This window comes from Qipengyuania oceanensis (assembly GCF_009827535.1).
Taxonomy (GTDB): domain Bacteria; phylum Pseudomonadota; class Alphaproteobacteria; order Sphingomonadales; family Sphingomonadaceae; genus Qipengyuania_C; species Qipengyuania_C oceanensis.
Genome location: NZ_WTYN01000001.1, coordinates 1,921,796 through 1,948,563, shown reverse-complemented (window position 1 = coordinate 1,948,563; position 26,768 = coordinate 1,921,796). Strand labels below are relative to the sequence as shown.

Annotated in this window: 33 protein-coding genes; 17 read left to right on the top strand and 16 right to left on the bottom strand. The window is 64.5% G+C overall.

From position 1 onward, the window contains the following. Positions 1-47: 47 nt before the first annotated feature. The gene (locus GRI48_RS09450; RefSeq protein ID WP_337190797.1) at positions 48-422 is read right to left on the bottom strand and encodes a PilZ domain-containing protein; all 375 of its coding nucleotides are present in this window, start codon (positions 420-422) and stop codon (positions 48-50) included. A gap of 130 nt (positions 423-552) precedes the next feature. Next, the gene (gene dksA / locus GRI48_RS09445; RefSeq protein WP_160674539.1) at positions 553-1,011 is read right to left on the bottom strand and encodes an RNA polymerase-binding protein DksA; all 459 of its coding nucleotides are present in this window, start codon (positions 1,009-1,011) and stop codon (positions 553-555) included. Positions 1,012-1,304: 293 nt separating this feature from the next. Here dksA and GRI48_RS09440 point away from each other — a divergent pair, with 293 nt between their 5' ends. Then, a complete protein-coding gene (locus GRI48_RS09440; protein WP_160674535.1) occupies positions 1,305-1,631 on the top strand; it encodes an SEL1-like repeat protein in 327 nt (108 codons plus the stop codon). A 13-nt stretch (positions 1,632-1,644) separates the two neighbouring features. Here GRI48_RS09440 and GRI48_RS09435 read toward each other — a convergent pair whose 3' ends face one another. Genes GRI48_RS09435 through GRI48_RS09415 form a run of 5 tightly spaced genes read right to left on the bottom strand, consistent with a single transcriptional unit; the run spans position 1,645 to position 4,861 of the window. Continuing rightward, positions 1,645-2,784 carry a GNAT family N-acetyltransferase gene (locus tag GRI48_RS09435; protein ID WP_160674532.1) on the bottom strand — a complete coding sequence of 380 codons (1,140 nt, stop codon included), beginning with the start codon at positions 2,782-2,784 and terminating at the stop codon, positions 1,645-1,647. Then, positions 2,781-3,554 carry a glycerophosphodiester phosphodiesterase family protein gene (locus tag GRI48_RS09430; protein WP_160674529.1) on the bottom strand — a complete coding sequence of 258 codons (774 nt, stop codon included), beginning with the start codon at positions 3,552-3,554 and terminating at the stop codon, positions 2,781-2,783. The genes GRI48_RS09435 and GRI48_RS09430 overlap by 4 nt, the downstream gene beginning before the upstream one ends. Then, entirely contained in the window at positions 3,526-3,987 is a 462-nt protein-coding gene (locus GRI48_RS09425) for a RidA family protein (RefSeq protein WP_160674526.1), read from the bottom strand. The genes GRI48_RS09430 and GRI48_RS09425 overlap by 29 nt, the downstream gene beginning before the upstream one ends. Then, a complete protein-coding gene (locus tag GRI48_RS09420) occupies positions 3,984-4,616 on the bottom strand; it encodes an HAD family hydrolase (RefSeq protein ID WP_160674523.1) in 633 nt (210 codons plus the stop codon). Before GRI48_RS09420 ends, GRI48_RS09425 begins: the two co-directional genes overlap by 4 nt. Next, the gene (locus GRI48_RS09415) at positions 4,613-4,861 is read right to left on the bottom strand and encodes a DUF3572 family protein (RefSeq protein WP_160674520.1); all 249 of its coding nucleotides are present in this window, start codon (positions 4,859-4,861) and stop codon (positions 4,613-4,615) included. The genes GRI48_RS09420 and GRI48_RS09415 overlap by 4 nt, the downstream gene beginning before the upstream one ends. Before the next feature lie 82 nt (positions 4,862-4,943). On the opposite strand from GRI48_RS09415, the gene GRI48_RS09410 reads away from it, so the two are divergent. The 7 genes from GRI48_RS09410 to GRI48_RS09380 all read left to right on the top strand — a co-directional run bounded on the left by GRI48_RS09410 (position 4,944) and on the right by GRI48_RS09380 (position 11,267). Further along, entirely contained in the window at positions 4,944-5,312 is a 369-nt protein-coding gene (locus tag GRI48_RS09410) for a response regulator (protein ID WP_160674517.1), read from the top strand. Between the two features lie 108 nt (positions 5,313-5,420). Further along, entirely contained in the window at positions 5,421-5,672 is a 252-nt protein-coding gene (locus GRI48_RS09405) for an acyl carrier protein (protein ID WP_160674514.1), read from the top strand. Next, on the top strand, positions 5,669-6,928 hold the full coding sequence (gene spt, locus GRI48_RS09400; RefSeq protein ID WP_160674511.1) for a serine palmitoyltransferase: 1,260 nt from the start codon (positions 5,669-5,671) through the stop codon (positions 6,926-6,928). Before GRI48_RS09405 ends, spt begins: the two co-directional genes overlap by 4 nt. A gap of 4 nt (positions 6,929-6,932) precedes the next feature. Further along, a complete protein-coding gene (locus GRI48_RS09395; RefSeq protein ID WP_160674508.1) occupies positions 6,933-8,564 on the top strand; it encodes a hypothetical protein in 1,632 nt (543 codons plus the stop codon). A gap of 72 nt (positions 8,565-8,636) precedes the next feature. Then, complete coding sequence (locus tag GRI48_RS09390; RefSeq protein ID WP_160674505.1) at positions 8,637-9,068, top strand: OsmC family protein; 432 nt, start codon at positions 8,637-8,639, stop codon at positions 9,066-9,068. Positions 9,069-9,144: 76 nt separating this feature from the next. Next, complete coding sequence (locus GRI48_RS09385; RefSeq protein ID WP_160674502.1) at positions 9,145-10,764, top strand: hypothetical protein; 1,620 nt, start codon at positions 9,145-9,147, stop codon at positions 10,762-10,764. Continuing rightward, positions 10,761-11,267 (top strand): rhodanese-like domain-containing protein, encoded by a 507-nt coding sequence (locus GRI48_RS09380; RefSeq protein WP_160674499.1) that lies wholly within the window; start codon positions 10,761-10,763, stop codon positions 11,265-11,267. Before GRI48_RS09385 ends, GRI48_RS09380 begins: the two co-directional genes overlap by 4 nt. A 4-nt stretch (positions 11,268-11,271) precedes the next feature. On the opposite strand, the gene GRI48_RS09375 is transcribed toward GRI48_RS09380, so the two are convergent. Next, positions 11,272-11,928: a YqaA family protein gene (locus GRI48_RS09375; protein WP_160674496.1), complete on the bottom strand. Its 657-nt coding sequence runs from the start codon at positions 11,926-11,928 to the stop codon at positions 11,272-11,274. 213 nt (positions 11,929-12,141) lie between these two features. Here GRI48_RS09375 and GRI48_RS09370 point away from each other — a divergent pair, with 213 nt between their 5' ends. The 3 genes from GRI48_RS09370 (at position 12,142) to GRI48_RS09360 (ending at position 14,675) form a co-directional block, all read left to right on the top strand. Further along, positions 12,142-12,645: a hypothetical protein gene (locus GRI48_RS09370; protein WP_160674493.1), complete on the top strand. Its 504-nt coding sequence runs from the start codon at positions 12,142-12,144 to the stop codon at positions 12,643-12,645. Between the two features lie 298 nt (positions 12,646-12,943). Beyond that, complete coding sequence (locus GRI48_RS09365; protein WP_160674490.1) at positions 12,944-14,050, top strand: OmpA family protein; 1,107 nt, start codon at positions 12,944-12,946, stop codon at positions 14,048-14,050. 22 nt (positions 14,051-14,072) lie between these two features. Then, on the top strand, positions 14,073-14,675 hold the full coding sequence (locus GRI48_RS09360) for a superoxide dismutase family protein (protein ID WP_202389212.1): 603 nt from the start codon (positions 14,073-14,075) through the stop codon (positions 14,673-14,675). Here GRI48_RS09360 and GRI48_RS09355 read toward each other — a convergent pair. The 7 genes from GRI48_RS09355 to GRI48_RS14440 all read right to left on the bottom strand — a co-directional run bounded on the left by GRI48_RS09355 (position 14,672) and on the right by GRI48_RS14440 (position 21,585). Then, complete coding sequence (locus GRI48_RS09355) at positions 14,672-16,285, bottom strand: MFS transporter (protein ID WP_160674487.1); 1,614 nt, start codon at positions 16,283-16,285, stop codon at positions 14,672-14,674. The genes GRI48_RS09360 and GRI48_RS09355 overlap by 4 nt on opposite strands. A gap of 21 nt (positions 16,286-16,306) precedes the next feature. Further along, complete coding sequence (queC, locus tag GRI48_RS09350) at positions 16,307-17,014, bottom strand: 7-cyano-7-deazaguanine synthase QueC (protein ID WP_160674485.1); 708 nt, start codon at positions 17,012-17,014, stop codon at positions 16,307-16,309. A gap of 54 nt (positions 17,015-17,068) precedes the next feature. Beyond that, positions 17,069-17,506 carry a DUF3617 domain-containing protein gene (locus tag GRI48_RS09345; protein ID WP_160674482.1) on the bottom strand — a complete coding sequence of 146 codons (438 nt, stop codon included), beginning with the start codon at positions 17,504-17,506 and terminating at the stop codon, positions 17,069-17,071. A gap of 58 nt (positions 17,507-17,564) precedes the next feature. After that, positions 17,565-18,470 carry an Hsp33 family molecular chaperone HslO gene (hslO, locus tag GRI48_RS09340; protein WP_160675632.1) on the bottom strand — a complete coding sequence of 302 codons (906 nt, stop codon included), beginning with the start codon at positions 18,468-18,470 and terminating at the stop codon, positions 17,565-17,567. A gap of 64 nt (positions 18,471-18,534) precedes the next feature. Continuing rightward, positions 18,535-19,464, bottom strand: coding sequence for an ornithine carbamoyltransferase (gene argF / locus GRI48_RS09335; RefSeq protein ID WP_160674480.1), 930 nt, complete (start codon positions 19,462-19,464; stop codon positions 18,535-18,537). 5 nt (positions 19,465-19,469) lie between these two features. Continuing rightward, the gene (locus GRI48_RS09330) at positions 19,470-20,657 is read right to left on the bottom strand and encodes an aspartate aminotransferase family protein (protein WP_160674477.1); all 1,188 of its coding nucleotides are present in this window, start codon (positions 20,655-20,657) and stop codon (positions 19,470-19,472) included. A 127-nt stretch (positions 20,658-20,784) separates the two neighbouring features. Beyond that, on the bottom strand, positions 20,785-21,585 hold the full coding sequence (locus GRI48_RS14440) for a cold-shock protein (RefSeq protein WP_160674474.1): 801 nt from the start codon (positions 21,583-21,585) through the stop codon (positions 20,785-20,787). Positions 21,586-21,843: 258 nt separating this feature from the next. On the opposite strand from GRI48_RS14440, the gene GRI48_RS09320 reads away from it, so the two are divergent. Genes GRI48_RS09320 through GRI48_RS09295 form a run of 6 tightly spaced genes read left to right on the top strand, consistent with a single transcriptional unit; the run spans position 21,844 to position 26,442 of the window. Further along, the gene (locus GRI48_RS09320) at positions 21,844-22,662 is read left to right on the top strand and encodes a TerC family protein (protein ID WP_160674471.1); all 819 of its coding nucleotides are present in this window, start codon (positions 21,844-21,846) and stop codon (positions 22,660-22,662) included. Next, positions 22,659-23,099 carry a protein tyrosine phosphatase family protein gene (locus GRI48_RS09315; RefSeq protein ID WP_160674468.1) on the top strand — a complete coding sequence of 147 codons (441 nt, stop codon included), beginning with the start codon at positions 22,659-22,661 and terminating at the stop codon, positions 23,097-23,099. The genes GRI48_RS09320 and GRI48_RS09315 overlap by 4 nt, the downstream gene beginning before the upstream one ends. 5 nt (positions 23,100-23,104) lie before the next feature. Further along, positions 23,105-23,518: a hypothetical protein gene (locus GRI48_RS09310; protein ID WP_160675629.1), complete on the top strand. Its 414-nt coding sequence runs from the start codon at positions 23,105-23,107 to the stop codon at positions 23,516-23,518. Further along, positions 23,511-24,464 (top strand): sterol desaturase family protein, encoded by a 954-nt coding sequence (locus GRI48_RS09305; RefSeq protein WP_160674465.1) that lies wholly within the window; start codon positions 23,511-23,513, stop codon positions 24,462-24,464. The genes GRI48_RS09310 and GRI48_RS09305 overlap by 8 nt, the downstream gene beginning before the upstream one ends. Positions 24,465-24,488: 24 nt before the next feature. Further along, a complete protein-coding gene (locus tag GRI48_RS09300; protein ID WP_160674462.1) occupies positions 24,489-26,078 on the top strand; it encodes a GMC family oxidoreductase in 1,590 nt (529 codons plus the stop codon). Further along, positions 26,035-26,442, top strand: a complete 408-nt coding sequence (locus GRI48_RS09295) for a YkvA family protein (RefSeq protein ID WP_337190796.1) — start codon at positions 26,035-26,037, stop codon at positions 26,440-26,442. Before GRI48_RS09300 ends, GRI48_RS09295 begins: the two co-directional genes overlap by 44 nt. On the opposite strand, the gene GRI48_RS14435 is transcribed toward GRI48_RS09295, so the two are convergent. Further along, positions 26,433-26,561, bottom strand: a complete 129-nt coding sequence (locus tag GRI48_RS14435; RefSeq protein ID WP_272916737.1) for a hypothetical protein — start codon at positions 26,559-26,561, stop codon at positions 26,433-26,435. The genes GRI48_RS09295 and GRI48_RS14435 overlap by 10 nt on opposite strands. Between the last annotated feature and the right edge of the window lie 207 nt (positions 26,562-26,768).

Sequence of the window (26,768 nt, the reverse complement as noted above, 5' to 3'; positions counted from 1 at the left end):
GGTTAGCAGCTTGTCCCTTCGGGGTCAGCGCCTAGTTGAGAAGCGGGTCAGCGAAGCCGCGTCTGGGAGCGGCGATCGCTTGCTACTCCGGCACGTTCGGGATCGCCTGCATCACTGGCGACAGCGCTCGATCCGAACACGATTTCGGGGTCGATCTCGTCGGCGAAGGCGACGCCGAAGCGGTCCCCCTGCACCCAGGCTACACGGCCCGGCACGCTGCCGAAATTGGGCATGGCGACTTCGACCTGCGATCCGCTGTCCACCGCGACCGAACCTTCGCCCATCATGCCGCCTGCCGAGAGGTTGCGCACGCGGATCTGGTGCGCACCGTCGTTCCCCGCGACCGAGATCTCGGCCATCAGGAAGCGATCGTGGTTCTGCGGGTCGGTCTTCTCGAGCGCCGCCATCATCCGTGTCCTCACCTGTTGATCGCGCGTTGCGACCCGTTCGGGCGCGCGATTTCAGTGTGCCAGACTAGCCGGAGAAGGTAACCAAAGATTTAAGCATGACATCCGTCCGGCAGGCGCCCGGGAGGCGCACCTGCATACCCCGTCAGTCGTCGCGGGAGACTTTCTCGCGCCGCTCGTGCGCTTCCTGTGCCTCGACCGTCATGGTCGCGACCGGACGGGCGATGAGCCGACGCAGACCGATCGGCTCGCCGGTGACTTCGCAATATCCGTACTCGTCGCTGTCGATCCGGCGCAGTGCCGCGTCGATCTTGGAGATCAGCTTGCGCTGGCGGTCGCGCGTACGCAGCTCGATACCCCAGTCGGTCTCGCTCGATGCGCGGTCGTTCAGATCCGGCTCGCGGATCGGTCCGTCCTTGAGCGACTGCAGCGTGCTGTTCGCGCTGTCGTGGATCGACCGCTTCCATTCGATCAGCAGCATCCGGAAGTAATCCTTCTGCCGATCGTTCATGTACTCTTCGTCGTCGTGCGGAACGTAATCGGGATCAAGGCCTCGCTTGGCCTTTTCGAGAATGTCGATGTCCCTTGCCGGTACACTGGCCATGCGCTGTCTTACATCCTCATGTTCGAAGTCAGACGGTCGTTCCATCCTGCCAGGCGGCTTTTGCCGCTCCGATCCAGACCCGATGCCGCGGGCCTATAGAGGTGCGCCCTTACCCATACAAGCGGCAATCGGGGCGCGGTGGATAGTCTTCGCCGGATTAAGGATTGCCGAACGCTGGCGGACCTGCGGGCAGTTTTTGCCAGTCGCGTTAACGCTTTGTTGACCATGTTGCGGCGACACCTGTGTTCATGGCCGGCAAGGGGAGCCGGTCCGCAACAAGGGGGACCAGTCACATGCAACTGGCGAAACTGGCCGACGCGAAACCGTTCGGCTTCGAAGAAACAGGCGATCTCGGCATCGCCGCTTTCCTGAGCGATGCGGCCCATGGTTGCATCGAGGCGCTCTACAACCTGGGCGTCGCGTTCTCGACCGGCAGCGAAGGGGTGAGCTGCGACATGATCGAGGCGCACAAGTGGTTCAATCTCGCCGCGTCCAAGGGCCACGAGGAAGCGGCCTGGTGCCGCGCCGACATTTCCGAGGAAATGACCGCGCGCGAAATCGCCGAAGCGCAGAAACTGGCCCGCGAGTGGCTGCTGGCCGGCGAGAGCAAGGCCGCCTGAGCCGGGCTGCGCCTCAGCCGGATTTCCGGAACGGCGTACGCTCGCCGAGGTACAGCCGGTCTTGCGCCACGCCCCGGCGTTCGCGCTCGAGGAAGTCGGCAACCGCGTCCCGGAATCCGGGATCCGCAAGGAAATGCGCCGAAGTGGTCTCGACCGGTTCGTAACCGCGGGCGAGCTTGTGGCCGCCCTGCGCACCGGCCTCGACCCGATCGAGGCCCAGTTCGATCGCAGCGTCGATCGCCTGGTAATAGCATAGCTCGAAATGCAGGAAGCGCTTGTCGAGCGTGCAGCCCCAATAGCGCCCGTAAAGCGCCTCGCCGCCGATGAAATTGAGCGCGCCCGCGATGGGTTCGTCGTCGAGGAATGCCAAGATCAGCAGGACCTGCTCTCCCAGCCGTTCGCCGATCAGGTCGAAGGCCGCGCGGGTCAGATAGGGCGAACCCCATTTGCGCATACCCGTGTCCTGGTAGAACACCCAGAACGCGTCCCAGTGCTCGGGACGAATGTCCGCGCAGCGCAGCCGCCGGATCGTCACGCCATCCTGCGCCGCCGCCCGTTCCTTGCGGATGGCCCGCCGCTTGCGCGAAGCGAGATCGGCGAGGAAGCCGTCGAAATCGTCATATCCGCGATTGGCCCAGTGGAACTGGATGTCGCTCCGCAAAAGCCAGCCCGCATCCTCGAACAAGGCGCGCTGCGCCGGTTCGATGAAAGTCGCATGGGCGGAGGAAAAACCGTTCCCGATGCAGACCTGCTCGGCCGCCTGCAGGAGCGGGGCGGCATAGACCTGGTCGCTCAGTAGCAGGCGCGGTCCGGTCGCCGGGGTAAACGGCGCGGCGATCTGCAGCTTGGGATAATAGCGCCCGCCGGCTCGCTCCAACGCGTCGGCCCAGCTGTGATCGAAGACGTATTCGCCCTGGCTGTGCGACTTGGCGTAGGAGGGCATCGCCGCGAGCAGTGTCCCGTCTTCCCCCTCGATCACGATGGGCGCGCTCTGCCAGCCTGTGCCGGCACCGACGCTGCCCGAATCTTCCATGGCGGTCAGGAAAGCGTGGCTGACGAAGGGATTGTTGCCCGGATTGAGCGCATCCCAGGCGGCGGCATCGAAGGCGCCGACCGATCCGCCGATCTTGGCGACGAGTTCGCCGTCACTCATGGGAGGCCGGCTCCTTCGGCGACCGGCGCATCGGCATAGGTGCGCGCCACCTCCAGCAGCTCGGGAGTATCGACCGTCCAACTCGGCACGATCATTCCGCGCTCGCGCAATCGGGCCACCATCAGGTTCGGCAGCGCCTTGACGTGATAGGCGAGGAATTCGGGCCGCGCGATCCAGAGCGCCAGGTGCCGCTGCCAGGGTTTTTGCGTGTAGCCGATCTCGTCCTCGCGCATCACCAGGCCAACGATCGTGTCCGGCGAATTGTTTCGGAACCATCGCGCAACGCGCGGATCGAAGCTCATGACGACGTGAAGCCCGTCGTAGCCGGCGAGTTCGTCGGCGACCCGCTGACAGGAGCGTTGCACGTCGTAGCCCCGACGGGACTTGATCTCGATCATCAGCGGCACCCGGCCGGCGACCAGGTCAAGGAGATCGGCGAGCGCGATCGGCGCTTCCTCGTGCTCGAGGTAGCTCAGTTCGCGCCATTCGGCCGCGGTCAGCTGCCCGGCCTTCTCCGGTCGTCCGATCAGCCGGGTTAAATCCCAGTCGTGGAAGATCATCGGCACGCCATCGGCACTGCGCTGGATATCGCACTCGATGCCGTAGCCCGCCTCGATCGCGGCACGAAAGGCGCTCGCGGAGTTCTCGACCCGGCCCGGCCCGTGCAGCCCGCGGTGGGCGAATGTCCAATCCTTCAGCCAGGCCGTGCGGCCGGCTTCGGGTGGATGGACGAGCAGCCGGTCAAGCGCCCGATAGAGCAATGATGGCATCCACTTCGACCGCGACGCCCAGCGGAAGCGAGGGAACGCCCACCGCCGCGCGGGCATGCTTGCCGATATCGCCGAACACGTCGACCATCAGGTCCGACGCCCCGTTGGCGACCTTGGGCTGGTCGGTGAAATCGGGCGTCGAATTCACGAAGCAACCGAGCTTGACGATCCGCGCCACGCTGTCGAGCGGGATCATCGCCTCGCGCAGCTGGGCAAGGATCATCAGGCCGCAAGCCCGCGCTGCCGCGATGCCCTCGTCGAGCGAAAGGTCTTCGCCGAGCCTGCCCTTCACCAGTTCGCCGTCGATCACCGACACCTGGCCGGAGACATGCGCGAAGCCGCCGTGGACGACCACGGGAACATAGCTGGCGACCGGAGCCGCCGCCTTGGGCAGGACGATGCCGAGTTCGTCGAGACGGGCCTGGATGGTCATGCGGCGGGTTCCTTTTGCAATTGGTCGAGCAGCCACGGCAGCGCCTCGTCCCAGCTATCGATCCGCGCCTCGGCGTGGCCGGAGGTGTGCGCGCAATCGACCAGCGGAGCGATCGAGGGTTCGCCGCAGAAATGCAGCGTCGTGATCGCGTCGAGATGTTCGCGCGCCGAGCGGTGATGCTGCGCGAGGTCGTCGATGAAGAACGTCCGGCTCGGCGCGTATTCCTCGATGATCGCCTTCAACGCGGGACCCTTGGGGCCCTGGTTGGTGAATACGCGCGCATCGATCCCGTGTCCGGCGAGCTGCTCGAAGCGCATTTCGCGATGCTGGTCGGCAAGGTTGGTCAGCACCACTACATCGGCATGGTCGGAAAGCGTGGCCATCGCATCGACAGCACCGGTGATCGGCGTCTGGCGGTGCATCTCGGTATCGAAGAAGCCGCGCAGCAGCCGCCAGATCTCCTTTTCCTCGACCCGTTCGCCGCTATCCTTCCAGCGCATCGCCTCGCCGAAATTGTTGCCCTTGAGCTTGAATTCGACGCCTTCGCTCTCGTCCAGCCACTCGCGGAACGGCGCGATCATGTAGAGGAGAACCTCGTCGCAGTCGGAAATGATTAGCGGCTTGCTCATGCGGCGAGCTCCCTCGATGCGGCGACGATCTCTGCAGGCGAAACGGCGAGCGCCTCCGCGCAGGCGAGCAGATCGGGCTCGTGATTGGCAAGGAATTCGAGGACCGCGCCCTGCACCTGGGCGGTCATGATCCCGGTCCGCAGGATCTCCGGCGTCAGCCCGGTCAGCGACAGCAGCCGTTCGGCCCTGTCCTGGTCCTGAAGTATCCAGCCGAGCGCGGCGAACGCCAGTTCGCTGGCATCCATGGCGGGGGATTGGGTCTGGCCGAGAATTGTCAGGCTCCTGCTGTGACGATAGACGGTGCGGGCTAATATGGGAGCTGCCCACGTGGCGAAAAGAGTGCTCGTTGTCGAGGACAACGATCTCAACCGGAAACTGTTCTGCGACGTGCTGAAGGCGAGCGGCTACGAGGTCGAGCCGGTGGCCGACGGGGAGCAGGCGATCCCCGGCATCCGCAGGTTCGCGCCCGACCTGGTCATCATGGACATCCAGCTGCCCAACGTCTCCGGCCTCGACCTGATCGCCGAGATGCGCCGCGACGCCGCCTTCGCCAAGACCCCGGTGCTGGCCGTCACTGCCTATGCCGGCAAGGGCGACGAGGAGCGGATTCGCGATGCGGGGGCCGACAACTACCTCTCCAAGCCGGTGTCGATCGGGCCGTTCATGGCGGCGGTAAAGGCACTCGTCGATGCGTGACGTCGCGGCGCGGAGCATGCGCGCAACCTTGACTTTGCGCCGCGCAATCCCTCTTTCCGCCCCAATGGCGTGGCAAGGCCCGCGCCCGACACCAGAACTGGAGCCGCAATGGACCGCGCCGACGTCGATACCCGCATCCGCAGCCTGATCGAACCCTTCAACAAGAAAGGGGTCGAGATCGCCGAGGATACGACTTTCGCCAACGACCTCGAATTCGACAGCCTGACCGTCATGGATTTCGTCGCCGAGATCGAGGACGAATTCGACATCATCATCTCGATGAACCAGCAGGCCGAGATCGAGACCTACGGCCAGCTGGTCGATGCCGTCACCAAGATGGTGTCCGGGCAAGCCGCATGAGCGAAGGCATCAGCCAGTCCGACCAGCCCGTTACGCGCGAAGGCGATGGCGGCCAGGACCTCTTCTCCAAGTTCGACGATCTGATCCAGACGCGCGAGACGCTGCTCGCAGGCGGGGTCGAGGATCCGTTCAACCTGGTCATGGAGAAGGTCCTCTCGCCGACCCGCGCGATCTGCAACGGCCGCGACACGATCCTGCTCGGCACCTACAACTACATGGGCATGACCTTCGACCCGGACGTGGTGGACGCAGGCAAGCAGGCGCTCGCCGATTTCGGGGCAGGCACGACCGGCAGCCGGGTCCTCAACGGGACCTACCAGGGGCACAAGGAAGTCGAGGAAGCGCTCAAAGACTTCTACGCCATGGATCATGCCATGGTGTTCTCGACCGGCTACCAGGCCAATCTCGGGATCATTTCGACCATCGCCGGTAAGGGCGATTACATCGTTCTCGACATCGACAGCCACGCCAGCATCTGGGACGGCTGTGCACTGGGCAATGCCGAGGTCGTGCCGTTCAAACACAACGACATTGAAGCGCTGGAAAAACGCCTTCGCCGCATTCCCAAAGGCGCCGGCAAGCTGGTCGTCCTCGAAGGCGTCTACTCGATGCTCGGCGATGTCGCGCCGCTCAAGGAAATGGTCGCGGTCGCCAAGAAATACGGCGCGATGGTGCTGGTCGACGAAGCGCATTCGATGGGCTTCATCGGCGAGAACGGGCGTGGCGTGTGCGAGGAGCAGGGCGTCATCGACGACTGCGATTTCATCATCGGCACCTTTTCCAAGAGCGTCGGGACCGTCGGCGGCTTCTGCGTGTCCAACCATCCCAAGTTCGAGATCATGCGGCTGGTCTGCCGCCCCTATGTATTCACCGCCAGCCTGCCGCCGAGCGTGGTGGCGACCGCCGCGGTATCTATCCGCAAGCTCATGCACGGCGCCGACAAGCGCGCGCACCTGTGGCAGAATTCCAAGCGCCTGCACGGCGGCCTGAAAGACCTCGGCTTCCAGCTCGGCACCGAGGAACCGCAGAGCGCGATCGTCGCCGTCATCATGCCCGACCTCGAGCGGGGCGCGGCCATGTGGGAAGCGCTGCTGCACGAAGGGCTCTACGTGAATCTCGCTCGGCCCCCGGCAACCCCCGCCAACATGACCTTGCTCCGTTGTTCGCTGTGCGCGGAACATTCGGACGAGGAGGTCGAGACCATTCTCGGCATGTTCGAGCGCGCGGGCAAGAAGATCGGCATCATCGAGAGCTGAGCGCTTGAAGGCCGCCCTCGCTTGGTTGGGACGCACCGGCCTCACCTACCTGTTGCTGTTTGCGGGGATCGCGTTCTTTGTCTTTGCCTGGCCCTCAATCAGCGAAGGCTTCTCGCGCGAGAACCTGCGGCAGGATGCGATGAGCCTCCAGGCCGTGCGCGCCGAGCTCGGGCAGGACTTCACCGATGCGCGGAAAGACTTGCAGCGGGGGGCGGACCGCTACGAGAACGCCAGCCGCGATGTTCTGGCCGCAAGGCTGAACGCAGCCACCGGCGAGCGCGATGACGTCGCCGCGAAGCTGAACGCGGGCGGCGGCTGGTTCGGTTCGATTCGCCCCTCGCGCATCCTCGAAACCAAGCGCCTGCAACTTGCCAAGGCCCGGCTCGACGGTGAAATCGCGATGCTCACGAAGGCCTCCGAGCTTGCCGACGCTCGCACCAGACAGGCGGCCTTGTCGCGAATGCCGACGCAGGCCTCCATCGACGAGGCCGCGCGCTTCTGCCGCTTGTGGACAAGCCGCGTACAAGATTTCGACCGGCAAAACCCGGTCGTGCGTACCATCGATAGCTATCTGGTCGGCAAACGGCAGGCCATGGAAGCGGCGCGGAGCCGCGAGTGCGGAAAGGAGCACCAATGGCGCGCACAACGGCAGGCGGCGCAGGCGGCGACGCGGGCGCTGGCCGTCGCTCGCACCGGGTTCTCCGAGGCGCGGCAAAGCGCCATCGACTCCCTGCCCGACCCCGCCAGGGAGGTCGAAGGGCGCACCCTTCGCGATATCGCCCAACTCGCCCTGATCGCGCTCATCGGCGTCCTGCTCACGCCGCTGGCGATCCGCACGCTGTTCTATTTCGGCCTTGCCCCGCTCGTCGAGCGTGGGCCGCCGATCCGTATCGCGCCGCTCAGCGGCATGGGCGCGGTAGCCACTGCGAGCGGCGGGTCGCGGCCCTCGCTCGCGGTAACGCTGGCCGAGGGTGAGGAAATCCTCGTCCGCCAGAATTACCTCCAATCGAGCCCCGATGGCGCGCGCTTCGACCATCAGTGGGTGCTCAGCTGGCGCAACTTGCTCACCAGCCTCGCCAGCGGCATGGTCAACCTCACCCGCGGACGCGGCGCTGGGGCCAGCTTCGGCATTTCTGCACGCGACGACCCCTTTGCCGAGATCGCCCGCATCGACCTGCCCGCGGCCTCGGCCATGGTGCTGCAACCCCGTGCCTTGGCGGCGATCGTCCAGCCGATGAGCCGGCCGGTGCAGATCCGCAGTCGCTGGCGCCTGTTCAGCCTGCACGCCTGGCTGACCTTCCAGTTCCGCTACCTCGTCTTTCACGGGCCCGCGACGCTGATCGTCAAGGGCGGGCGCGGGGTGCGGGTCGAGCCCGCGGAAGCAGGCCGGCGCTTCTCGCAGGACCAGTTGATCGGGTTCACCGCGCACACCGCCTACAGCGTGGCGCGGAGCGAGACTTTTCCGCCCTACCTGCTCGGCGGCGAACCGCTGTTCCGCGACCGGGTGCGGGACACCGACGACGGGGCGATCGGCATCCTGGTCATCGAGGAAGCGCCCGCCGCGGGTCGCCGCAAGGGCATTCGCGGCGGACTGGAGGGCGTTTTCGATGCGGCGATGAAGGCGTTCGGGATCTAGCCTAAGGCGGAGCGGAACGTGGGCGCGCACCATGCGTCCTTGTGGTGAACCCCACATAAGGAGAATGATCGCATGGCAATCGTGAAACAGGGCAGCGCGCGTTACGACGGGCTCGGCAAGGAAGGTAAGGGCCACGTCTCGACGGGCTCTGGCGCCCTTTCGGACCAGCCCTACGGCTTCCAGACCCGGTTCGAGGATGCACCCGGGACCAATCCCGAAGAGCTGATCGCGGCAGCCCATGCCAGCTGTTTCACCATGGCGCTGTCCTTCCGGCTGGCGGATGCGGGGCACACCGACGGCAGCCTCACGACCGAAGCGGAAGTGACCTTGGAAAAGGACGACGGCGGCTTCACCGTCACCAGGTCCGCGCTTTCGACCAAGGGCAAGGTGCCCGGAATGGACAAGGCCAAGTTCGAGGAACTGGCCGCCGACGCCAAGGCCAATTGCCCGATCTCCAAGCTGCTCAATTGCGACATCACGCTGGAAACCAGCTTCGAGGGCTGACGTCGACCCCTCTTCGATTGCCCCTCTTCGCGGTCCATGGCAAAAGCCTCCGGTCGCGAAGCGGGGGTGAACGACGATGACACGGACCAACTTTCTTGCCTTCTTTCCGGCGAGCGTGTGCCTGCTAGCAGCAGTGCCATTGGCGGCTCAGGACAACGCACACGAAGGCGGCCATAGCGAGCAGGCGGCGACTGCAGCGACGCCCTCCGTCAGCGAAGCTGCCAAGGAAGCCTCTAGCGAGGTCGAGCATCCCGATAGTGCCACTTTCATCCTCGCCGATTACGGCAATGGCGGTTTTCCGATCGCGACCAGCGTCCCGCAGGCGCAGGCATTTTTCGACAACGGCATCGAACTCGCCTTCGCTTTCGCTCACCAGGAAGCGATCGATGCGATGGCAGAAGCCGCACGGCTCGATCCGGCCTGCGCAATGTGTCTGGCAGGCCATGCCTATACGCTTGGCCCGACGCTCAACTACGGCAAGACCATGGAAGAGCGCGCCGAGCCCCATGCGCTCGCGAAACGTGCGCTGGACCTGGCCGGGGCTGGAACGTCGGATCTCGAGCGCGGCTGGGCGGCCGCACTGGTCGAGCGCTTCCGCCCGCAGGGCACCGAAGAGGATCGGGACAAGGCCTATGCCAAGGCGATGGCAGCGCTGGCGGCGCGGTTTCCCGAACACGATACGTTCCAGGTTCTGGCAGCCGACGCGCAGATGTCGTCCGACTACACCGCCGAGAGCATGGTAGCGGCGAACCGGCTGATCGAGCCCGTACTGGCCCGCAATCCCGACCACACCGGGGCGATGCATTTCTACATCCATTCGACCGAGATCGGCGGCGAGCCCGGCAAGGCCGAGGCTTATGCCGACCGCCTCGCCGCGCTGGAGCTCGACGCAAGCCACCTCGTCCACATGCCCTCGCACACCTATTACTGGGTCGGGCGCTACCAGGATGCCGCCGATGCGAACCGCAAGGCGGTGCAGATCGGCGAGCACCAGGCCATGGCGATGGACGACGAGGACCCGATGGCGGTCTGGGGCATCCCGTACCACACGCACAACGTCATCTTCGGGCTAGGCGGCGCGATGATGGCGGGCGATTCCCGCACCGCGCTGATGCTCGCACGCCCGCTGGTCGAGCGCGCGCAATCGCGCGAGGAAGGCTCGTCCTTCGGCCAGCTGCTGATGTCGGCGGGGTATTTCGCGTTCGGGCGCTTCGAGAGCCCCGAGGTCGTGCTCGATCTGCCGGAGCCGAGACTGCCGTACCTCAAGGCGGCGTGGCGCTATGCGCGCGGCGAAGCCCTCGCGTTTCTCGGCGACACCGAGGGAGCTGCGAAGGAGCGCGATGCAATCCCGATGCGCGTCGAGCTGCCGGAAGACGAGGAAGAGAACCGCCTTGCCGCGGCCGACCAGATGCTGGCGATAACCCGCGCCGTGCTCACCGGAAGGCTGGCGATGATGGACGGGCGTTACCGCGATGCGGCGGCCAGCTTCGCCGAAGCGGCGCAGATCGAGGAGACCGAGGATTTCAGCCGCTTCAGCGACCCGCCCGCCTTCTGGTATCCGGTCCGCCGGGACCTGGCGCAGGCCCTGCTCGCGGCTGGCGACGAGCAAGCGGCGCTGCGCGAAGCGCGCGCGACGCTCGAGGTTCGGCCCCGCGATCCTGTCGCAGTGGAACTGGTCGCAAGGCTGGCCGCTTGACCCTGACTCCGATCTCTCCCCTGAAAGCCCAAAGCCTCGGCGGCGACGGCGCGCGCCTCGTCGATATCCGCTCGCCCGAGGAATTCGCCTTCAACAACGTTCCTGGGGCCGAGAACCGTCCGCTGGCCACCATCGAGCCGTTCGAGGACGCACGAGATGTCGTCTTCATCTGCCGCACCGGACGTCGCAGCGAAATGAACGCGCCCGAGCTCGCCGCGCTCACGAAGGGCAAGGCCTACAGGCTCGACGGCGGAATCGTGGGCTGGCGCGCCGCGGGCCTGCCGCTCGCGGTGGATCGCAGCGGCGCGCTGGAATTGGACCAGCAGGCGCTGATCGTCAGCGGGGCGCTGGTGATCGTCTCCGCGCTGTTCGCAGTGATTGTGACCGGATGGTATTTCCTGCTGGCGGTCGCGGTGGGCGCAGACCTGATCTATCGCGGGCGGACCGAGCGCAGCGTGATCGAGAAGGCGCTGCGGCTGTTTCCCTGGAATCGCGGGAAGTAGACCGTCAGCCGAGCCGCAAGTCGGCCATCGTCGCGCTTTCGCACTTGTCGGCCGTCTCTTCGGCTCCCCCGCCCAGCATCGAGAGCGCCAGGAAGCCGCCGATCACCAGCACCACGAAAGCGGCGGTGACCGTGCCCAGATACTGGTCGATGAAGCGCTTGATCGGCGCCCCGAACATGCGGAACAGGATGCCGACGGTCATGAAGATCATCGCCCGGCCCGCAATGCTCGCGAGAACGAAGGGGACCAGCGCCATCTCGATGAAGCCGGCGGTGATGGTCAGCAGCTTGAACGGAACCGGCGTCGCGCCGGCCAGCACGATCACTTCCCAGTCGTACTCGCGCAGGTAACAGGCGGCCTTGGGGAAGGCCTCGGTCAGGCCGAGCGCACCGATCAGCCAGTTGCCGATCGTGTCGTAGAGAAAGAATCCGATTGCATAGCCGAACAGGCCGCCGAGAACGGACGCCGCAGTAGCGACGAAAGCGAAACGCAGTGCCTTCTTCGGTTCGGCCAGGCACATCAGCCCAAGCAGCGGATGCGGTGGGATCGGAAAGAAACTCGATTCGATGAAAGAGATCAGCGCCAGCCACCACACGGCGTGCGGGTGCGCGCTCTTTTCCATGGTCCAGTCGTAGAGCCCGCGCAGCGGTTTCATGATCATGGCAGGTCGTCGCGTCCCTCAACCGTGGCGGTGGGGCCGCATCTAGGCGACCAGATCACCTGAAGCAATCGAAACCAATTAACCTATCTGGCACTTTTATATTGACATCGTCACGCTCATTGGTTAGAGAAGCGGAACATCGCGATAGACCGAGTCGGAATGAGCCACGGAGCGCCGTCGACTTGGCCGCACACTCACGAATGGACGGGTCACATGAGCAGGACGGGCACATCGTCCGGCGGCGCATCGCGCGTGCCGGATGCAAGCTGGCGAGATGAGTTCCTCGTTGCCCTCGCCCAGACGTCGAACGTGGCCGGCTCTGCGCGTCGCGCAGGTGTTCCGGTCCGGACAGTCTACCGGACGCGGCGGACCGATGCCGAGTTCAATCGCGCCTGGCAGGTCGCGCTGGCCGAAGGCTACGACAACCTAGAGATGGATCTGCTCCACCGGTTGCGCACCGGGGCGCTGGAAGGCGGGCCCTCCAGGACGCGTCGCAAATACGACAATGCGATCGCCTTTCGCCTGCTGACCGCCCATCGCGAAGCGGTGAGCAAGCAGCGGGCGCGGCGCGCCGACGAAGACGAGGACGCAATCCTCGCCTCGATCGACGCCAAGCTCGAAGCGATGCGGCAACGCGATGCCGCCGCGCGCAAATTGCTGGCGGAAGAGGCAGCCAGTTACGCGATCGGCGACGACGATACGGTTGCCGATGACTGACCGGGACTTGCTGCGTTACCTGCTCGCCCTTCCGCGCGACGAGCGGCTGGCCATCAGTAACATTATCGAGACACTTCGAGCCGCAGGAGTTTTTCCCGTCAAATGACTGGAACCAAGGTAACGCACGGGCGTTTCGGCGATACAGGAGGGTCGGATTATCCAGATTTTCTCGAATGGACTTGGCAAAAGAGACATTCTTGCAACAGTTCCGGAGTAACGCCCGCTTGCCCTCGTGATGGGGAAAAGTTAGAAACCTGCCACTCGGTGGCTCAAATACGCTAATAAGGGGAATACAATAATGCGGAAACTGGTCATAGGAATGGCGATGGCCTCGACGGCCCTTGCGTCGCCTGCCCTCGCCCGTGACGATGCATGGTACGTCGAACTCGACGGCGGCGTCATGATGGTCGAAGACATGGACATCGAACTCGAAGCTGCCGACAACGTGCAGACTCTCGATTTCGACAAGGGCTTCGACTTTGGCGGTATCGTTGGTTACGACTTCGGCGCGTTCCGCCTCGAAGCCGAAGCCAGCTATCGCGAAGCTGACACCGACGAAGTGCTTCTCGACAGCTATGTCGCGCCTCTCGGTATCACTCCCGGCGTCTACAACAGCCGCGGCGACTCCAGCGCCCTCAGCTTCATGCTGAACGGCCTGCTGGACTTCGGTCCCGACGATGGCCTGCAGGGCTTCGTTGGTGGTGGTGTCGGCGTCGCCCGCACCTCGATCGAAACCAACATGTGGGAAAGCCTCGGCCCGATCGTGGACGATTCGGACACCGGTTTTGCCTGGCAGCTGCTCGCGGGTGTCCGCGCTCCGCTGACCGACAACATCGACGCCGGCATCAAGTATCGCTTCTTCAATGCTGACAACGTCGGCGTGGTCGATGCGATCGGTGGTGAACACGAAGCACGTTTCCGTTCGCACTCGCTGCTCGGAACCTTCACGTTCAACTTCGGTGGCGCTGAAGCTCCGCCGCCCCCGCCGCCGCCGCCGCCGCCGCCGCCCCCGCCGCCACCGCCTCCTCCGCCCCCGCCGGTGGTTGAGACGGTCTGCAACACCGGCCCGTACATTGTCTTCTTCAACTGGGACAAGTCGGACATCACGCCGGAAGCAGCGACGATCCTCGACAACGCGGTTTCGGCTTACGCCGACTGCGGAATGGCTTCGGTCATGCTCGCCGGTCACACCGACCGTTCGGGTACCGTTGCCTACAACATGGGTCTGGCCGAGCGTCGTAACGCTTCGGTTCGCAGCTACCTCAGCGGTCGCGGCGTTCCCGATGGTCGCATCTCGAGCGAAGCGTTCGGTGAATCGCAGCCGCGCGTTCCGACTGCCGACGGTGTCCGCGAACTGCAGAACCGCCGCGTCGAAATCACTTACGGCCCGGGTTCGGGCATGTAAGTTTCGCGCAAGCGATTACAAAATGAACAAGGGGTCGGAGAAATCCGGCCCCTTTTTCGTTGGGTCCCTGAGACGTTTGAAAAAAGGGAACCTCATGAAACTTTTAAAAGCCATCGCTATCGGCGCGAGCTTCGCCACTATCGCGGCGTGCTCCACGATCGAACAACTGCCCGAGCAAAGGCTGGCCAGCGCGAACCTTTACAGCTCGGCCGGATTACCGATCGGAACGGCACAGGTCCTTACCAGAAGCAACGCCGTCTATCTTACGGTCGCAGCAACCGGTCTCGAACCAGGCGAGCACGGATTCCACCTGCACACTACCGGAACCTGTACCGCGCCGGACTTCAAGTCTGCGGGCGGGCATCTGAACCCGCTCGGCAAACAGCATGGTTCGCTGAATCCGGACGGCAAGCATGTCGGCGACCTGGCGAATCTTGCTGTCGGAGCTTCGCGTAGCGCTAGCAGGACGTACGAACTTACCGGCAGTCCTGCTCAGATCGCCGAATGGCTGTTCGATGCCGACGGCACGGCCGTGGTCATCCACGCTGGACCTGACGACTATCGCACCGACCCGGCTGGCGACGCCGGCTCGCGGGTTGCCTGCGGCGTCCTGAAAGCCAGCTAGTCGCTGATGTCCTCGCCGGCCGACCGGGCGCGCGAGCGTACCGTGTCGGCCGCAGCGGGAACCAGCTTGAGTGCCGCGATCAACAGTACGAGCCCGACAGGAGCCGCCCACAGCACCGCGAGCATTCCCTGAGAAAGATCATCGCCATTCTTCGCGGATACGAGTCCGGCGGTGTACGGACCCAGTGCCAGGCCGACGAGCGTCGTCGCCAGGAAGAATGTGGCTGTCGCTACTCCGCGCATCCGTGGAAGAACGAGGGCTTGGCTGGTTGCCGCTGCGCCGCCGAGCGCGCTCGCAGCGCAAAACTGGGCGATCACCGCCAGGATCAGGAACAGCGTCATGTCGCCGGTCGTGAACATGAGCCACATCACCGGGATCGGCGCGAGCAGTCCGAATATGATGACTACGATCCGCCCTGCCGGGATTCTGGTGAACAGGTAATCTGCCAGGCGGCCACCTGCGATCACGCCCAGAAACCCTGAAACCGCAGTCGGCATCCCGAGCCACCAGCCAAGCTGGATCTTGCTGATCTCGAAGACGCGCTCGGCATAGGGCGCGCTCCAGTAGCTCGTCGCGTAGGACATGAAGGACACGATCCCGTAGCCGAGGATAGTGCAGAGGAAAGCCGGGGAGCCCCACGTCAGGGCAAAGGTCGGGGCGTCGCGCGAGCGCAAAGCCGAAGCCCAGCAGAAAATCGCGTAATAGCCGATCGCGAGCAGGAACCACTGGTCCGAGATGGCTTCGACGATCGCGCCTGGACCCGAACCGGTGATCCCCGTGAGCAGCCACGCGATGACGAAGGCGCCGACGAAAGCGGTGATGTTGATCGCCAGTGCCATGAACCCGCGGCGGGCAGCGCCGATCAAGGTCAACGGCGGAATGATCTGCAGAAGTTCCTCGACGAAACCGCGGAACGGTCGCTCGACCGGCTTCGAAGGAATCCCGTCAATCAGCCCCCGTATTGGCTCTTTCAACGTCATGACCCACAGCGCCAGCAGCAAGCCGGGCAAGCCGACCGCGATAAAGGCTGCCTGCCATCCGACGAGACCGAACGGGCCACCGCCGGGATAGGTCTTGTTCCACCATTCGAGCGCCACCGCGCCGATCAGGATCGACATCCCGCCGCCGAGGTACAGGCCCGATGAATAGATCGCGAGGGCGGTCGCCCTGAGACGGGCCGGAAACCAGTCCGAGATGAGAGAATAGGCCGAGGGGCTCGCCGTCGCTTCGCCCACGCCGACGCCGATTCTGGCCCCGGTGAGCATGCCGGCATTCTTCGAGAAACCGGAAACCACGGTCATGGCCGACCACAAGCTGAGGCCGATCGTCATCAGCCGCACACGGTGCCAACTGTCGGCAAGCTTGCCTAGCGGAATGCCGAACAGCGAATAGAAAATGGCGAATGCGGTACCGTACAGGAAGCCGAGGTAGGCATCGCTTACCCCGAGGTCCGCCTTGATGTCGTTTGCGAGGATCGACAGGATCTGCCGGTCGATGAAATTGAGCACGTAGATGAGGACGAGCACGCCCAGAGCATACCAGCTGTAGGCAGGCACCTTGTCTCCCGCGGCGGCATCCTGCGGCACGCTAACCGTTTCCGTCTGGCTCAACCCTCTTCCCCGATCCTGTTCTTATTTCGGCATAGGTGCCGCATACGCAGTCGTATCGGCAATCCCCGCTTCGGCAAAGCCCGTTCTGCGCAAGCGACAACTGTCACACAGGCCACAAGCCACAGGACCCGGTTGCGGATCGTAGCATGACCAGCTCCACGACGGATCGAGATCGAGCCGGGCGGTTTCTGCCGCGATCTGCGCCTTGGTCATCATCTGCAACGGTGCGTGAACCCTGAGAGGCTGACCTTCTACCCCGGCCTTGGTTGCAAGCCGGGCGGTCTCCACGAAACTGGCAACGAATTCGGGCCGGCAATCCGGATAACCCGAATAATCGAGCGCGTTGATGCCGATGAAGATGTCGCGCGCTCCCGACGCCTCTGCGCAAGCAGTCGTCAGCGACAGGAAAACGAGATTGCGGGCCGGAACGTATGTCACCGGGATTTCGGAGCCGACGCCGTCCTTGGGTACCGCGATGTCGTCGGTCAGGGCGGAGCCACCGAATGCGCGCAGATCCAGAGGCAGAAGGATGTGGCGACGCACTTCCAGCTTCCTGGCAATGATGCGCGCCGCGTCCAGTTCGACCCGGTGCCGCTGGCCGTAGTCGATCGTCAGAGCGACGAGATCGTAGCCCGCCTCTGCCGCCAATCCTGCGGTAACCATCGAATCGAGCCCGCCGGAAAGAAGCACTACCGCGATCGGACGGTCGGATTGATCTGGGTGGTTCATGCCCGGCTGCTAGTGCTTTACCGCTGGCCCCGCAAATCCTTCATCGCCGGATTCTCAGCATGCTCCCATGCGCCGCGCTTCGGCCGTGAACTGGAATGGACGTCCGCGTGAGACACCCTGCCCTTCGATCTGGACCAGGGTACCGGTTTCCTTGCGGACGGTCGTGCGCGCATACCCCTCCGTCCGGCAGCTGTATTGCACCGTTACGCTGTTAGATGTTCCATCGACGCTGTAACGACCGCAGTTCGGCGAATTCTGATACAATTGCAGCAGCTCCCGGCCGGTTCGCACGCACAGCCGCCTGGGCGGCGAGCCATCCCGGAAGCGAACCTCCCACGAACCCTTCTGCAGGCTGTCAAGCAGTGCCAGCCCGCCGTCATCGGCATGCACCGGCCCGATCAGCATCGCTGCACATCCGGCGGCGGCGAGCGCGGTCAACCGTCGCAGAACGCGACCGGAAGGCGCGGAAAAGAACTTGCCGGCGAATCGCATGACGTCATGTTAACTCCTGAAGGGGTTACGGGGATTGTAGAAAAGCGAAACTGAACCGTTACAGGACGATCGGGAAAACCTTGGAACAGAACGCGCAATCGACGCTGATGACGCCGTTCTCGTCGCGCATGTCGACGCGTTCTTCTTCGGGAAAACCCCGCAAAACCTGCTCGTAATGCTCGACGCTGCACCGACAGCCACGGGTGAGCGCAGCGCCCGGCAGTATCCGGACTTCTTCCTCTTCGTGGAACAGCCGCCAGACCAGCGCTTCCATGGAAAGCTCAGGTTCGAGCAGTTCGTCGTGGCGGATCGTTCCGGCGATCACCGAAACATGCTCCCAGTGCGGGTGGTCCATCCGCGCATGCAGGCGTTCGCGACCTTCTTCGCCATCGGGCAGGTGCTGCACGAGAAGCCCCGCCGCTCTGCATTTGCCGCCGTCGCTGCTGACGGCAACGCTGATCATCGTCGGCACCTGCTCGCTCTGCGCGAAATAGTTCTCGCAGGCATGCGACAGGCTATCGCCTTCCAGCGGGACGATTCCCTGGTAACGCTCGCCTTTCGTTCCGACGTCGAAAGTGATACCGAGATAGCCCTCGCCGAACAGTGTCGCGAGCGAGGGGTTCGCGCCAACGTTCGCAACCGCATCGGCATCGAAGTCGGCATAGCCGCGCAATTCACCGCCCCGGTAGTCGCACACCAGCAGCCGTACCGGGCCACCCTGGGTCTGCGCCTGCATCGTCAGTTGCGCACCTTCTCCCTTGATGAGACTGCCGAGCAGGGCCGCCAGCACCAGCGCTTCGGCCAGCAGATGGGTGATGGGCGCGGGATAATCGTGCGCGGACAGGATTTCCTGCAGCGGCGCTTCGAGCCTGACGATGCGCCCGCGCGCGTCTCGAGCCGGCAGGGTGAAGCCCAGCACGCGATCGGAAAAGGTCTCCGCAACGGGAGCGTTGTCTGCAGTCATATCGGCCATCGCGTTCATATGGGAACGATCGGCCCATCGAAAAGACCCGCAGGCCAGCGCGAAGTCAGTCGCCGATCAGCCCGTTGCACCACAGCAAAACCGACTTTTGCGCATGGATGCGATTCTCGGCCTCGTCGAAGACGACCGACCGGTCGCTCTCGAACACGCTTTCCGACACTTCGTCGCCGACATGTGCCGGGAGACAATGCAGGAATCTTGCATCGCTCTTCGCCCGTGCCATGAGCGCATCGTTCACCTGGAACGGCGCCATCGCCGCGATCTTGTTGTGCGCATGGTCCTGGCCCATCGACACCCAAGTGTCCGTCACGATGATGTCCGCGCCTTCCGCAGCCTCGTTGGCGTCGTGCACGAGCGTCACATTCGCCCCGCCGGCGCGCGCCATCTCGACGAACTCGGCCTCCGGTTCGTAGCCCTGCGGCACTCCGACACGCACGTTGAACTTGAATATGCCGGCAGCCTCGAGGATCGAGTGCAGCACGTTGTTGCCATCCCCGAGCCAGGCGAGCTCGAGACCGGGCAGCGCCTTGCCCTGTTCGATGATCGTCAACAGGTCGGCAACGATCTGGCACGGATGCGACCGGTCGGTCAGCCCGTTGATGACCGGGACGCTGGCATGCTTCGCCAGATCCACGGCCTTCTGGTGATCGTCGGTCCGGATCATGATCGCATCGACCATCCGGCTGAGAACCCGCGCGGTATCGGCGATGCTTTCTCCGCGGCCCAGCTGGCTGGTCCCCGAATCGAGGATGAGCGCACTTCCGCCCAGCTGGCGCATGGCGATGTCGAAGCTGACGCGGGTCCGCGTCGAATTCTTCTCGAAGATCATCGCCAGCACATGGCCGGCCAAGGGTGCATCCGCGTCCGGCCTGCCCTTGGGCCAGCCCAGGCGAGCAGCCTTGCGATCCTGCGCATCGTTCAGCATCGCTGCCAGCGCGTCGCCGCCCGCATCGGCGAGGTCGAGGAAGTGCTGCATCGTCCCTAGCCTTCCGGAGATTCGTAGCTGGCCGCGCCGGCGGACAGCTTGTCCATGAACTCGTCGATCTCGGCATCGCCGATGACCAGGGGAGGCAACACCCGCAACGTGTTGTCGCCGGCAGCGACCGTCAGCAGCTGGTGATTGTCGCGCAGGTGGACGAAGAACGGCCGGCTCTCGACCTTCATCTTGAGGCCGAGCATCAGGCCTTCGCCACGAACGAGTTCGAACAGCTCCGGATAATTGCCGATGAACTGCTCGAGCCGCGAACGCAGCCGGTCGCCTAACTCGCGAACCTTCGCCAGGAATTCGTCGTTGGCGACGGTATCCATCACCGCCTTGCCAGCCGCCATGGCAAGCGGATTGCCGCCGTAGGTCGATCCGTGCGTCCCGAAAACCATGCCGCGGGCCGCCTTTTCGGTCGCCAGGCAAGCGCCGAGCGGAAACCCGCCGCCGATCCCCTTGGCGGTCGCCATAATGTCCGGCTCGATCCCGTAATGCTCGTAGGCATAGAGCTTGCCTGTCCGTGCAACGCCGCACTGCACCTCGTCGAGAACAAGCATCAGGTCGTTTTCGTCGCACAGCTGGCGAAGACCCTGCATGAACTCGGCAGATGCAGGACGAATGCCCCCTTCGCCCTGGATCGGCTCGACAAGGAAACCGGCCGTGTTGGGGCCCATCAGCGCCTTGGCGCTCTCCAGATCGTCGAACTCGGCGTATTTGAAGCCGGCGAGCAACGGCATGAAGCCGGTGTGCATCTTCTTCTGGTTCGAGGCGCTGATCGTCGCCATCGTGCGGCCGTGGAACGCGTTGGTGAAGGTAATGATCTCGAACTTGTCGGTATTGCCCGCCGACTGGTGATAGGCGCGCGCCGTCTTGATCGCGCATTCCACCGCCTCGGCGCCGGAGTTGGTGAAGAAAACGGTGTCGGCGAAGGTCTTGTCGACCAGCATCTGCGCCAGTTCCTCGCCCTGCGGGCTGCCGTAGAGGTTCGAGACGTGCATCAGCGTTTCGGCCTGGCGCTGGATCGCGCCGATGAGGGCCGGATGCGAATGGCCGAGCAGATTGACCGCGATACCGCTGGCAAAGTCGAGATAGCGCGTGCCGTCCTCGTCGATGAGATGGCAGTGATCGCCCTTGACGGGCCGCACGTCGCAGCGGGGATAGACGGGCATCAAGGCGGAAATGGTCATCGGAAAAGCTCTCCGGTAAATCTTTGCAAAGGGGCAAACGACAAATGGCGACCCCGCAAGGGAGCCGCCACCCGTCAATTCAGTGCTGGCTTGTGCCGCCCCTAGCGGCGGCTGGCAAGCCGGGCCGTCAACTCTCGACAGGCACGAGGTTGACCGCCGAATGCTTGCCTCGTCGGTCGACTTCGAGGTCGAACTCGTAGCGTTCGCCTTCGTTGATGCCCTGCAGGCCCGACCGCTCGACTGCGCTGATGTGCACGAACGCATCGGGCTGGCCATCGTCGCGGACGAGGAAGCCGAAGCCCTTCATCGCGTTGAAGAACTTGACCGTGCCGGTTGCTTTCTCGCCCGTAAGCTCGCGCTGCGGAGCACCGCCACGAGGGCCGCCGGCGCTGCCGCCGCCACCACCGCTCTGTTCGACGGGGATGACGTCGCCCACGATCTGCAGATCCTGCGCGGACACCTTGCCGCCGCGATCGACCAGATTGAATTCGAGTTCCTGCCCTTCGGCAAGACCTTCGAGACCGGCCCGCTCGACCGCACTGATGTGAACGAACACGTCCTCACCGCCGGTTTCCTGCTGGATGAAGCCGAAGCCCTTCTGGCCGTTGAAGAATTTCACCGTGCCCTTGCCGGTACCGACGACCTGTGCGGGCATGCGGTTGAAACCGCCGCCACCGCCACCGCCGCCGCCACGCGGGGCGCCGCCACCAAAGCCGCCGCGGCCACCGCCGCCACCGCCACCAAAACGATCGCCGCCGCCGCCGAACCGGTCTCCGCCGCCACCGCCGCCGAAGCGGTCGCCACCGCCACCGAAGTCGCGGCCGCCCCCGAAATCGCCGCCGCCGCCGCCGCCGAACGGATCGAAGTTGTCTTCACCGAAACCGTCGCGCTTGTCCCGCCCGCGCCGCCGCCCTTTATCGTAACCCATAAGTCTATTCGTACCTTGTCGTGTCGCCCGCTCGTTCGATCGCGACCGGCCCGGGCGACAACGCGGCCAGCCACGGCAAGGGCATGCAAGATGCTGCGTCCCCCGCCTCACAAACGCCTTGCATAGCGCTAAAAAGCACTTGACGCGAATTATTTAACAATCCCGCCTTTAGTGGCGCGATTTTGTGACATTTTCGCATAATCCGTGCCGCAGCCGAACTTGCTTGCAACGGCGCGTGGCGGGCGGCATCGAGTGCCGATGGACACCATCATTGCATTGCTGAGCGACCCTGCCGCCTGGCTGGCGCTGCTGACGCTCATCGCGCTCGAAGTCGTGCTCGGCGTCGACAATCTCATTTTCATCGCGATCCTTTCGAACAAGCTGCCCGAGCACCAGCAGCAGAAAGCGCGCCGCATCGGCCTGTCGCTCGCGCTGATCATGCGCATCGGGCTGCTGATGCTGATCGGCTGGATCGTGACCCTGCAGACCCCGCTGTTCGACCTGGGCTTCCAAGGCGGGCAAAACGAATACACTGGCGAGCCCACTTTCGAGACGGCCTTTTCCGGGCGCGACCTGATCCTGCTGGCGGGCGGCTTCTTCCTGCTGTGGAAGGCGACCAAGGAAATCCATCACTCGATGGAGCCGGAGGACGATTCGGGCGACCTGCTCGACAAGACCCCCGGCACGGCCGACGCCGTGAAGGCGACCTTCGGCGCGGTCATCGCCCAGATCGTCGCGATCGACATCGTCTTCTCCGTCGATTCGATCCTGACCGCGGTCGGCATGACCGACGAGATCCCGATCATGGTCGCCGCAGTTGTCATTACCGTCGGCATCATGATGGTCGCGGCCGATCCGCTCGCCAATTTCATCGAGAAGAACCCGACGCTGGTGATGCTGGCGCTCGCATTCCTCGTGATGATAGGCTTGGTTCTCATAGCGGACGGCTTCGGTTTCCACGTGCCCAAGGGCTACATCTACGCCGCGATGGGCTTCTCCGTCGGGGTCGAGATCCTGAACATCGTCCAGCGCAACCGGCGCCGGCGCATCGCCCGCGAAAAGGAGGCTTCCGCATGAGCGATTTCCACGTCATCGACGAACAGGTGATTGCGAGCCCGCAGATCGGCTTGGCCGATCTCGACGAGGCCAAGGCCCGGGGCGTCACGCTGGTGGTGTGCAATCGCCCGGATGGCGAGGACGCCGGCCAGCCCACCCATGAAGAAATGGCCGAAGCCGCCGCCGAGCGCGGCCTGACCTTCACCGCCATCCCGATCACTCACAGCGGCTTCAGCGAACCGCAGATCGAAGCGATGGAGCAGGCGCTCGACGGTGCCGAAGGCAAGGTGCTGGCCTACTGCCGGTCCGGCACGCGTTCGACGCTGCTGTGGAGCCTTGTCCAGGCCCGCAAGGGTCGCAACCCGGACGAGATCGCGGCGCAGGCCGCAGCCGCGGGCTACGACGTCACGCCGGTGCGGCCGGCCATGGACATGCTGGCGAGCCGCGCGGGCAGGTGAGCCTCATGTCCGGCGCGCTGCTCCAGTTCGCCGGGTCGTTGATCGCGATCCTGGTGCTGGCGTGGATCGCAGCGCGACTGAGGCTTGGGAACGACGCTTCGATCCAAGATGCCGGCCACGCGCGCGACATCGCCAACGAGGTCGAGCACGGGTTTTCTCCGGTTGATGCTGCCGTTTCTCGTAGTGGCGAGGCTGCGCTTCTGCGCGATGCCCGGGGCCGGGTGCTGGTGCTGAAGAAGCATGGCGCGCATTTCGCAGGACGGATCCTGACGCCTGGGGCGAAGGCCCGGATCGACGGCGAGAAACTGGTCCTCGATACCGGCGAGAAACGATACGGGACGGTCACGCTCGACCTGGACGAAGGCGCTTCGGCTTGGGTTCAGGCGGTTTCGGCGATAGGTACGAGCCACGATGCCTGATTTCTCGCCCGTGGATTATGCCGTGCCCGGCTTCGTCCTGCTCGTGCTGGTCGAGATGCTCTGGGCGTGGAAACGCAAGCCCGGCGCCTACGAAGCCAGGGACACGCTCACCAGTCTTGCCTTCGGTCTCGGAAGCACGGTCGCCGGCGTGCTGTTCGGCGGGTTCGCGATTCTCGTATTTTTCGCTGCCTGGGAATGGCGGATTTTCGACTTCGGTCGCGAATGGTGGACGGTCTGGTGGGCCTGGCCGCTGTGCTTCGTGCTCGACGACCTCGCCTATTACTGGGTCCACCGCGCCGGCCATCGCATCCGCTGGTTCTGGGCGAGCCACGTCAATCACCACTCGAGCCAGCATTACAACCTGTCGACCGCGCTGCGGCAGACATGGACCGGGGCGTTCACGCTGGGCCTGGCATTCAAGTTGCCGCTCGTCCTGCTCGGTTTCCACCCGGTGATGATCGCCATCTGCGGCGGGTTCAACCTGATCTACCAATTCTGGATCCACACAGAGGCGATCGGCAAGATGCCGCGCTGGTTCGAAGCGGTGATGAACACGCCGAGCCACCACCGCGTCCACCACGCGACCAATCCGCGCTACCTCGACCGCAACTACGCCGGTGTCTTCATCGTCTGGGACCGCCTGTTCGGCACCTTCGAGGAGGAGCGCCCCGACGAAGAACGCATTCGCTACGGGATCGTCAGGCAGCTCGGCAGCTTCAACCTGCTGTGGTCAGTCTTCCACGAATGGATCGGGATGGCGCAGGACATCTGGCGCGCCCCTTGGAAGCACAAGCTATCCTACCTGCTGCGCGAACCCGGCTGGACGCATGACGGCAGCCGCGACACCTCCGACACCATCCGTGCGCGCTGGCTGGCGAGCCGCCAGGTGGCCGAAGATCCGGTTGCAGCCGAAAACCCGATTGCAGGACGCGGACGCGCCGCCTAGCCTGATCCGGGTAAGGAGAGAGCATTGGCGACATTCGATTTCATCGTCATCGGCGGCGGCAGCGGCGGGAGCGCGGCGGCTGGACGCCTCGCGGAAGACGGCAAGCTGTCGGTCTGTCTGATCGAGGCCGGCGGGCGCAACGACAATTTCCGGGTCAAGACGCCGGGCTTCATGCCCTTCATCGGCGACAAGTCGAACTATCGGTACGAAACCGTCCCCCAGAAGGGCTTGAACGGCCGGACCGGCTACCAGCCTCGCGGGCGCGGGCTCGGCGGCTCGTCCGCGATCAACGCCATGGTCTACATCCGCGGCAATGCCTGGGATTACGACAACTGGGCCGCGCTCGGCTGCGACGGTTGGGCCTATGACGACGTGCTGCCGTTCTTCAAGAAGGCCGAGGATAACGAGCGCGGGCCGAATGCCTATCACGGCTCGAACGGCCCACTGCGGGTAAGCAACCAGCGTAGCCCGAACCCGGGCAGCACCGCATTCGTCGAAAGCGCCGCTACGCTTCAGCTTCCGCGCAACCCCGATTTCAACGGCGAGAGCCAGGCCGGTTTCGGCCTCTACCAGGTGACGCAGAAGAATGGCGAGCGCTGGTCGGCTGCGCGAGCCTATGTCGAGCCGCTACGCGGCAAGAAGAATTTCGACATCCGGACCGATGCGCTGGTCGAGAAAATCGTGTTCGAGGATGGCCGCGCGAGCGGCGTCGCGATCCGCCGGGGCGGCAAGCGCGAAGTGATCCATGCACGCGGCGGCGTAATCCTGAGCGCGGGCGCTTTCAATTCGCCGCAGATCATGATGCTGTCGGGGATCGGCCCGGCAGGACATCTCAAGGAACACGGCATCGAAGTCGTTGCCGATCGCCCGTCGGTCGGCGCGGACCTGCAGGACCATATCGACTATGTCTCGAGCTGGGAGACGCAGAGCAAGGACTTCTTCGGCAGCAGCCTTGCCGGAACGCTCAAGATGGCAGCCGCGCTGGTGGAACATCGCCGCAAGCGCACCGGTGCCATGACCACGTGTTTCGCCGAGGCTGGCGGCTTCTGGAAGGTGATGGACGATGCACCCGCACCCGATGTGCAATGGCACTTCGTGCCCGCCATGCTGGAGGACCACGGCCGCGAGCAGGTGAAGGGCCACGGCTTCTCGCTCCATGCCTGCGTCCTGCGACCGGAAAGCCGTGGGACGGTGACCCTCAACAGCGCCGATGCCGCCGACGCACCGCGCATCGATCCCAACTTCTTCGACGACGATCGCGACATGGCCGTCATGCGCGCGGGCGTCCGGCTGTCGCACCGGATCGTCGATGCGCCGCCGTTGGCGAATTACCAGCCGCGGGACCGCTACCCGATCGATCTCTACGACGACGATGCGCTGGACGAGCTGATCCGCAGCCGCGCCGATACCGTGTATCACCCGGTCGGAACTTGCCGGATGGGTTCGGACGAAGCCTCCGTCGTCGATACCGAACTCGCCTCGCGCGATGTCGATGGGCTGTGGATCGCAGACGCCTCGGTCATGCCGCGCCTGGTGAGCGGCAACACGAATGCGCCCTCGATCATGATCGGTGAACGCTGCGCCGCCTTCATCAAGGACATCCTGGCTGGCTAGCCTCAAGGAGGCAGCACGCCGGCTCAAGCGCGACGCGCTCGCGCTATGGCTGGCTGCGCGTGATCCGCGCACACCGATCGCCGCCAAGTTGCTGGCCGGCGCGGTCGCTGCCTATGCATTCTCGCCGATCGACCTGATCCCGGATTTCATCCCGGTGCTGGGGCTCCTCGACGACCTCGTGACCGTGCCAGCCGGCATCTGGCTGGTTGTCCGCCTGATTCCCGATCCGCTGATGGACGAGTTGCGCGCAAGCGCCGCGCAGCTGGCCGAACGGCCGCAATCGATCGCGGGTCTGCTGTTCGTCGTCGCGCTGTGGCTGGCTGCGGTGGCAGTCACCGCGCTGGCCCTTTTGCGTTATTCCTGAAGGGTCTTGGCCATGGTGGCGAGCGGGACCGGAACCTCGCCATTGGTGTCTTCCCACTCGGCCTCCACCACGTAGCCGCAGCGCAGGTAGAACGGCTTGCCGGCCATGGTGGCCGCCATCTCGATCGCCCGGAAACCGTCGGCGCGCGCCGGCTCATCCGATCCCTCCGTGATGCAATCCCCCGAGGAAAATGGCCGATTTCTGCGGGTTTTCGCAAGTTTACACTGCGGTCGACGGGTCAATCCGCTAAATTGGTGTCGCATCTGCGCAACACGCAAAAAAGGGGCCGGAGCGGCTGGCTCCGGCCCATCAAAGTCGGTGTTCGC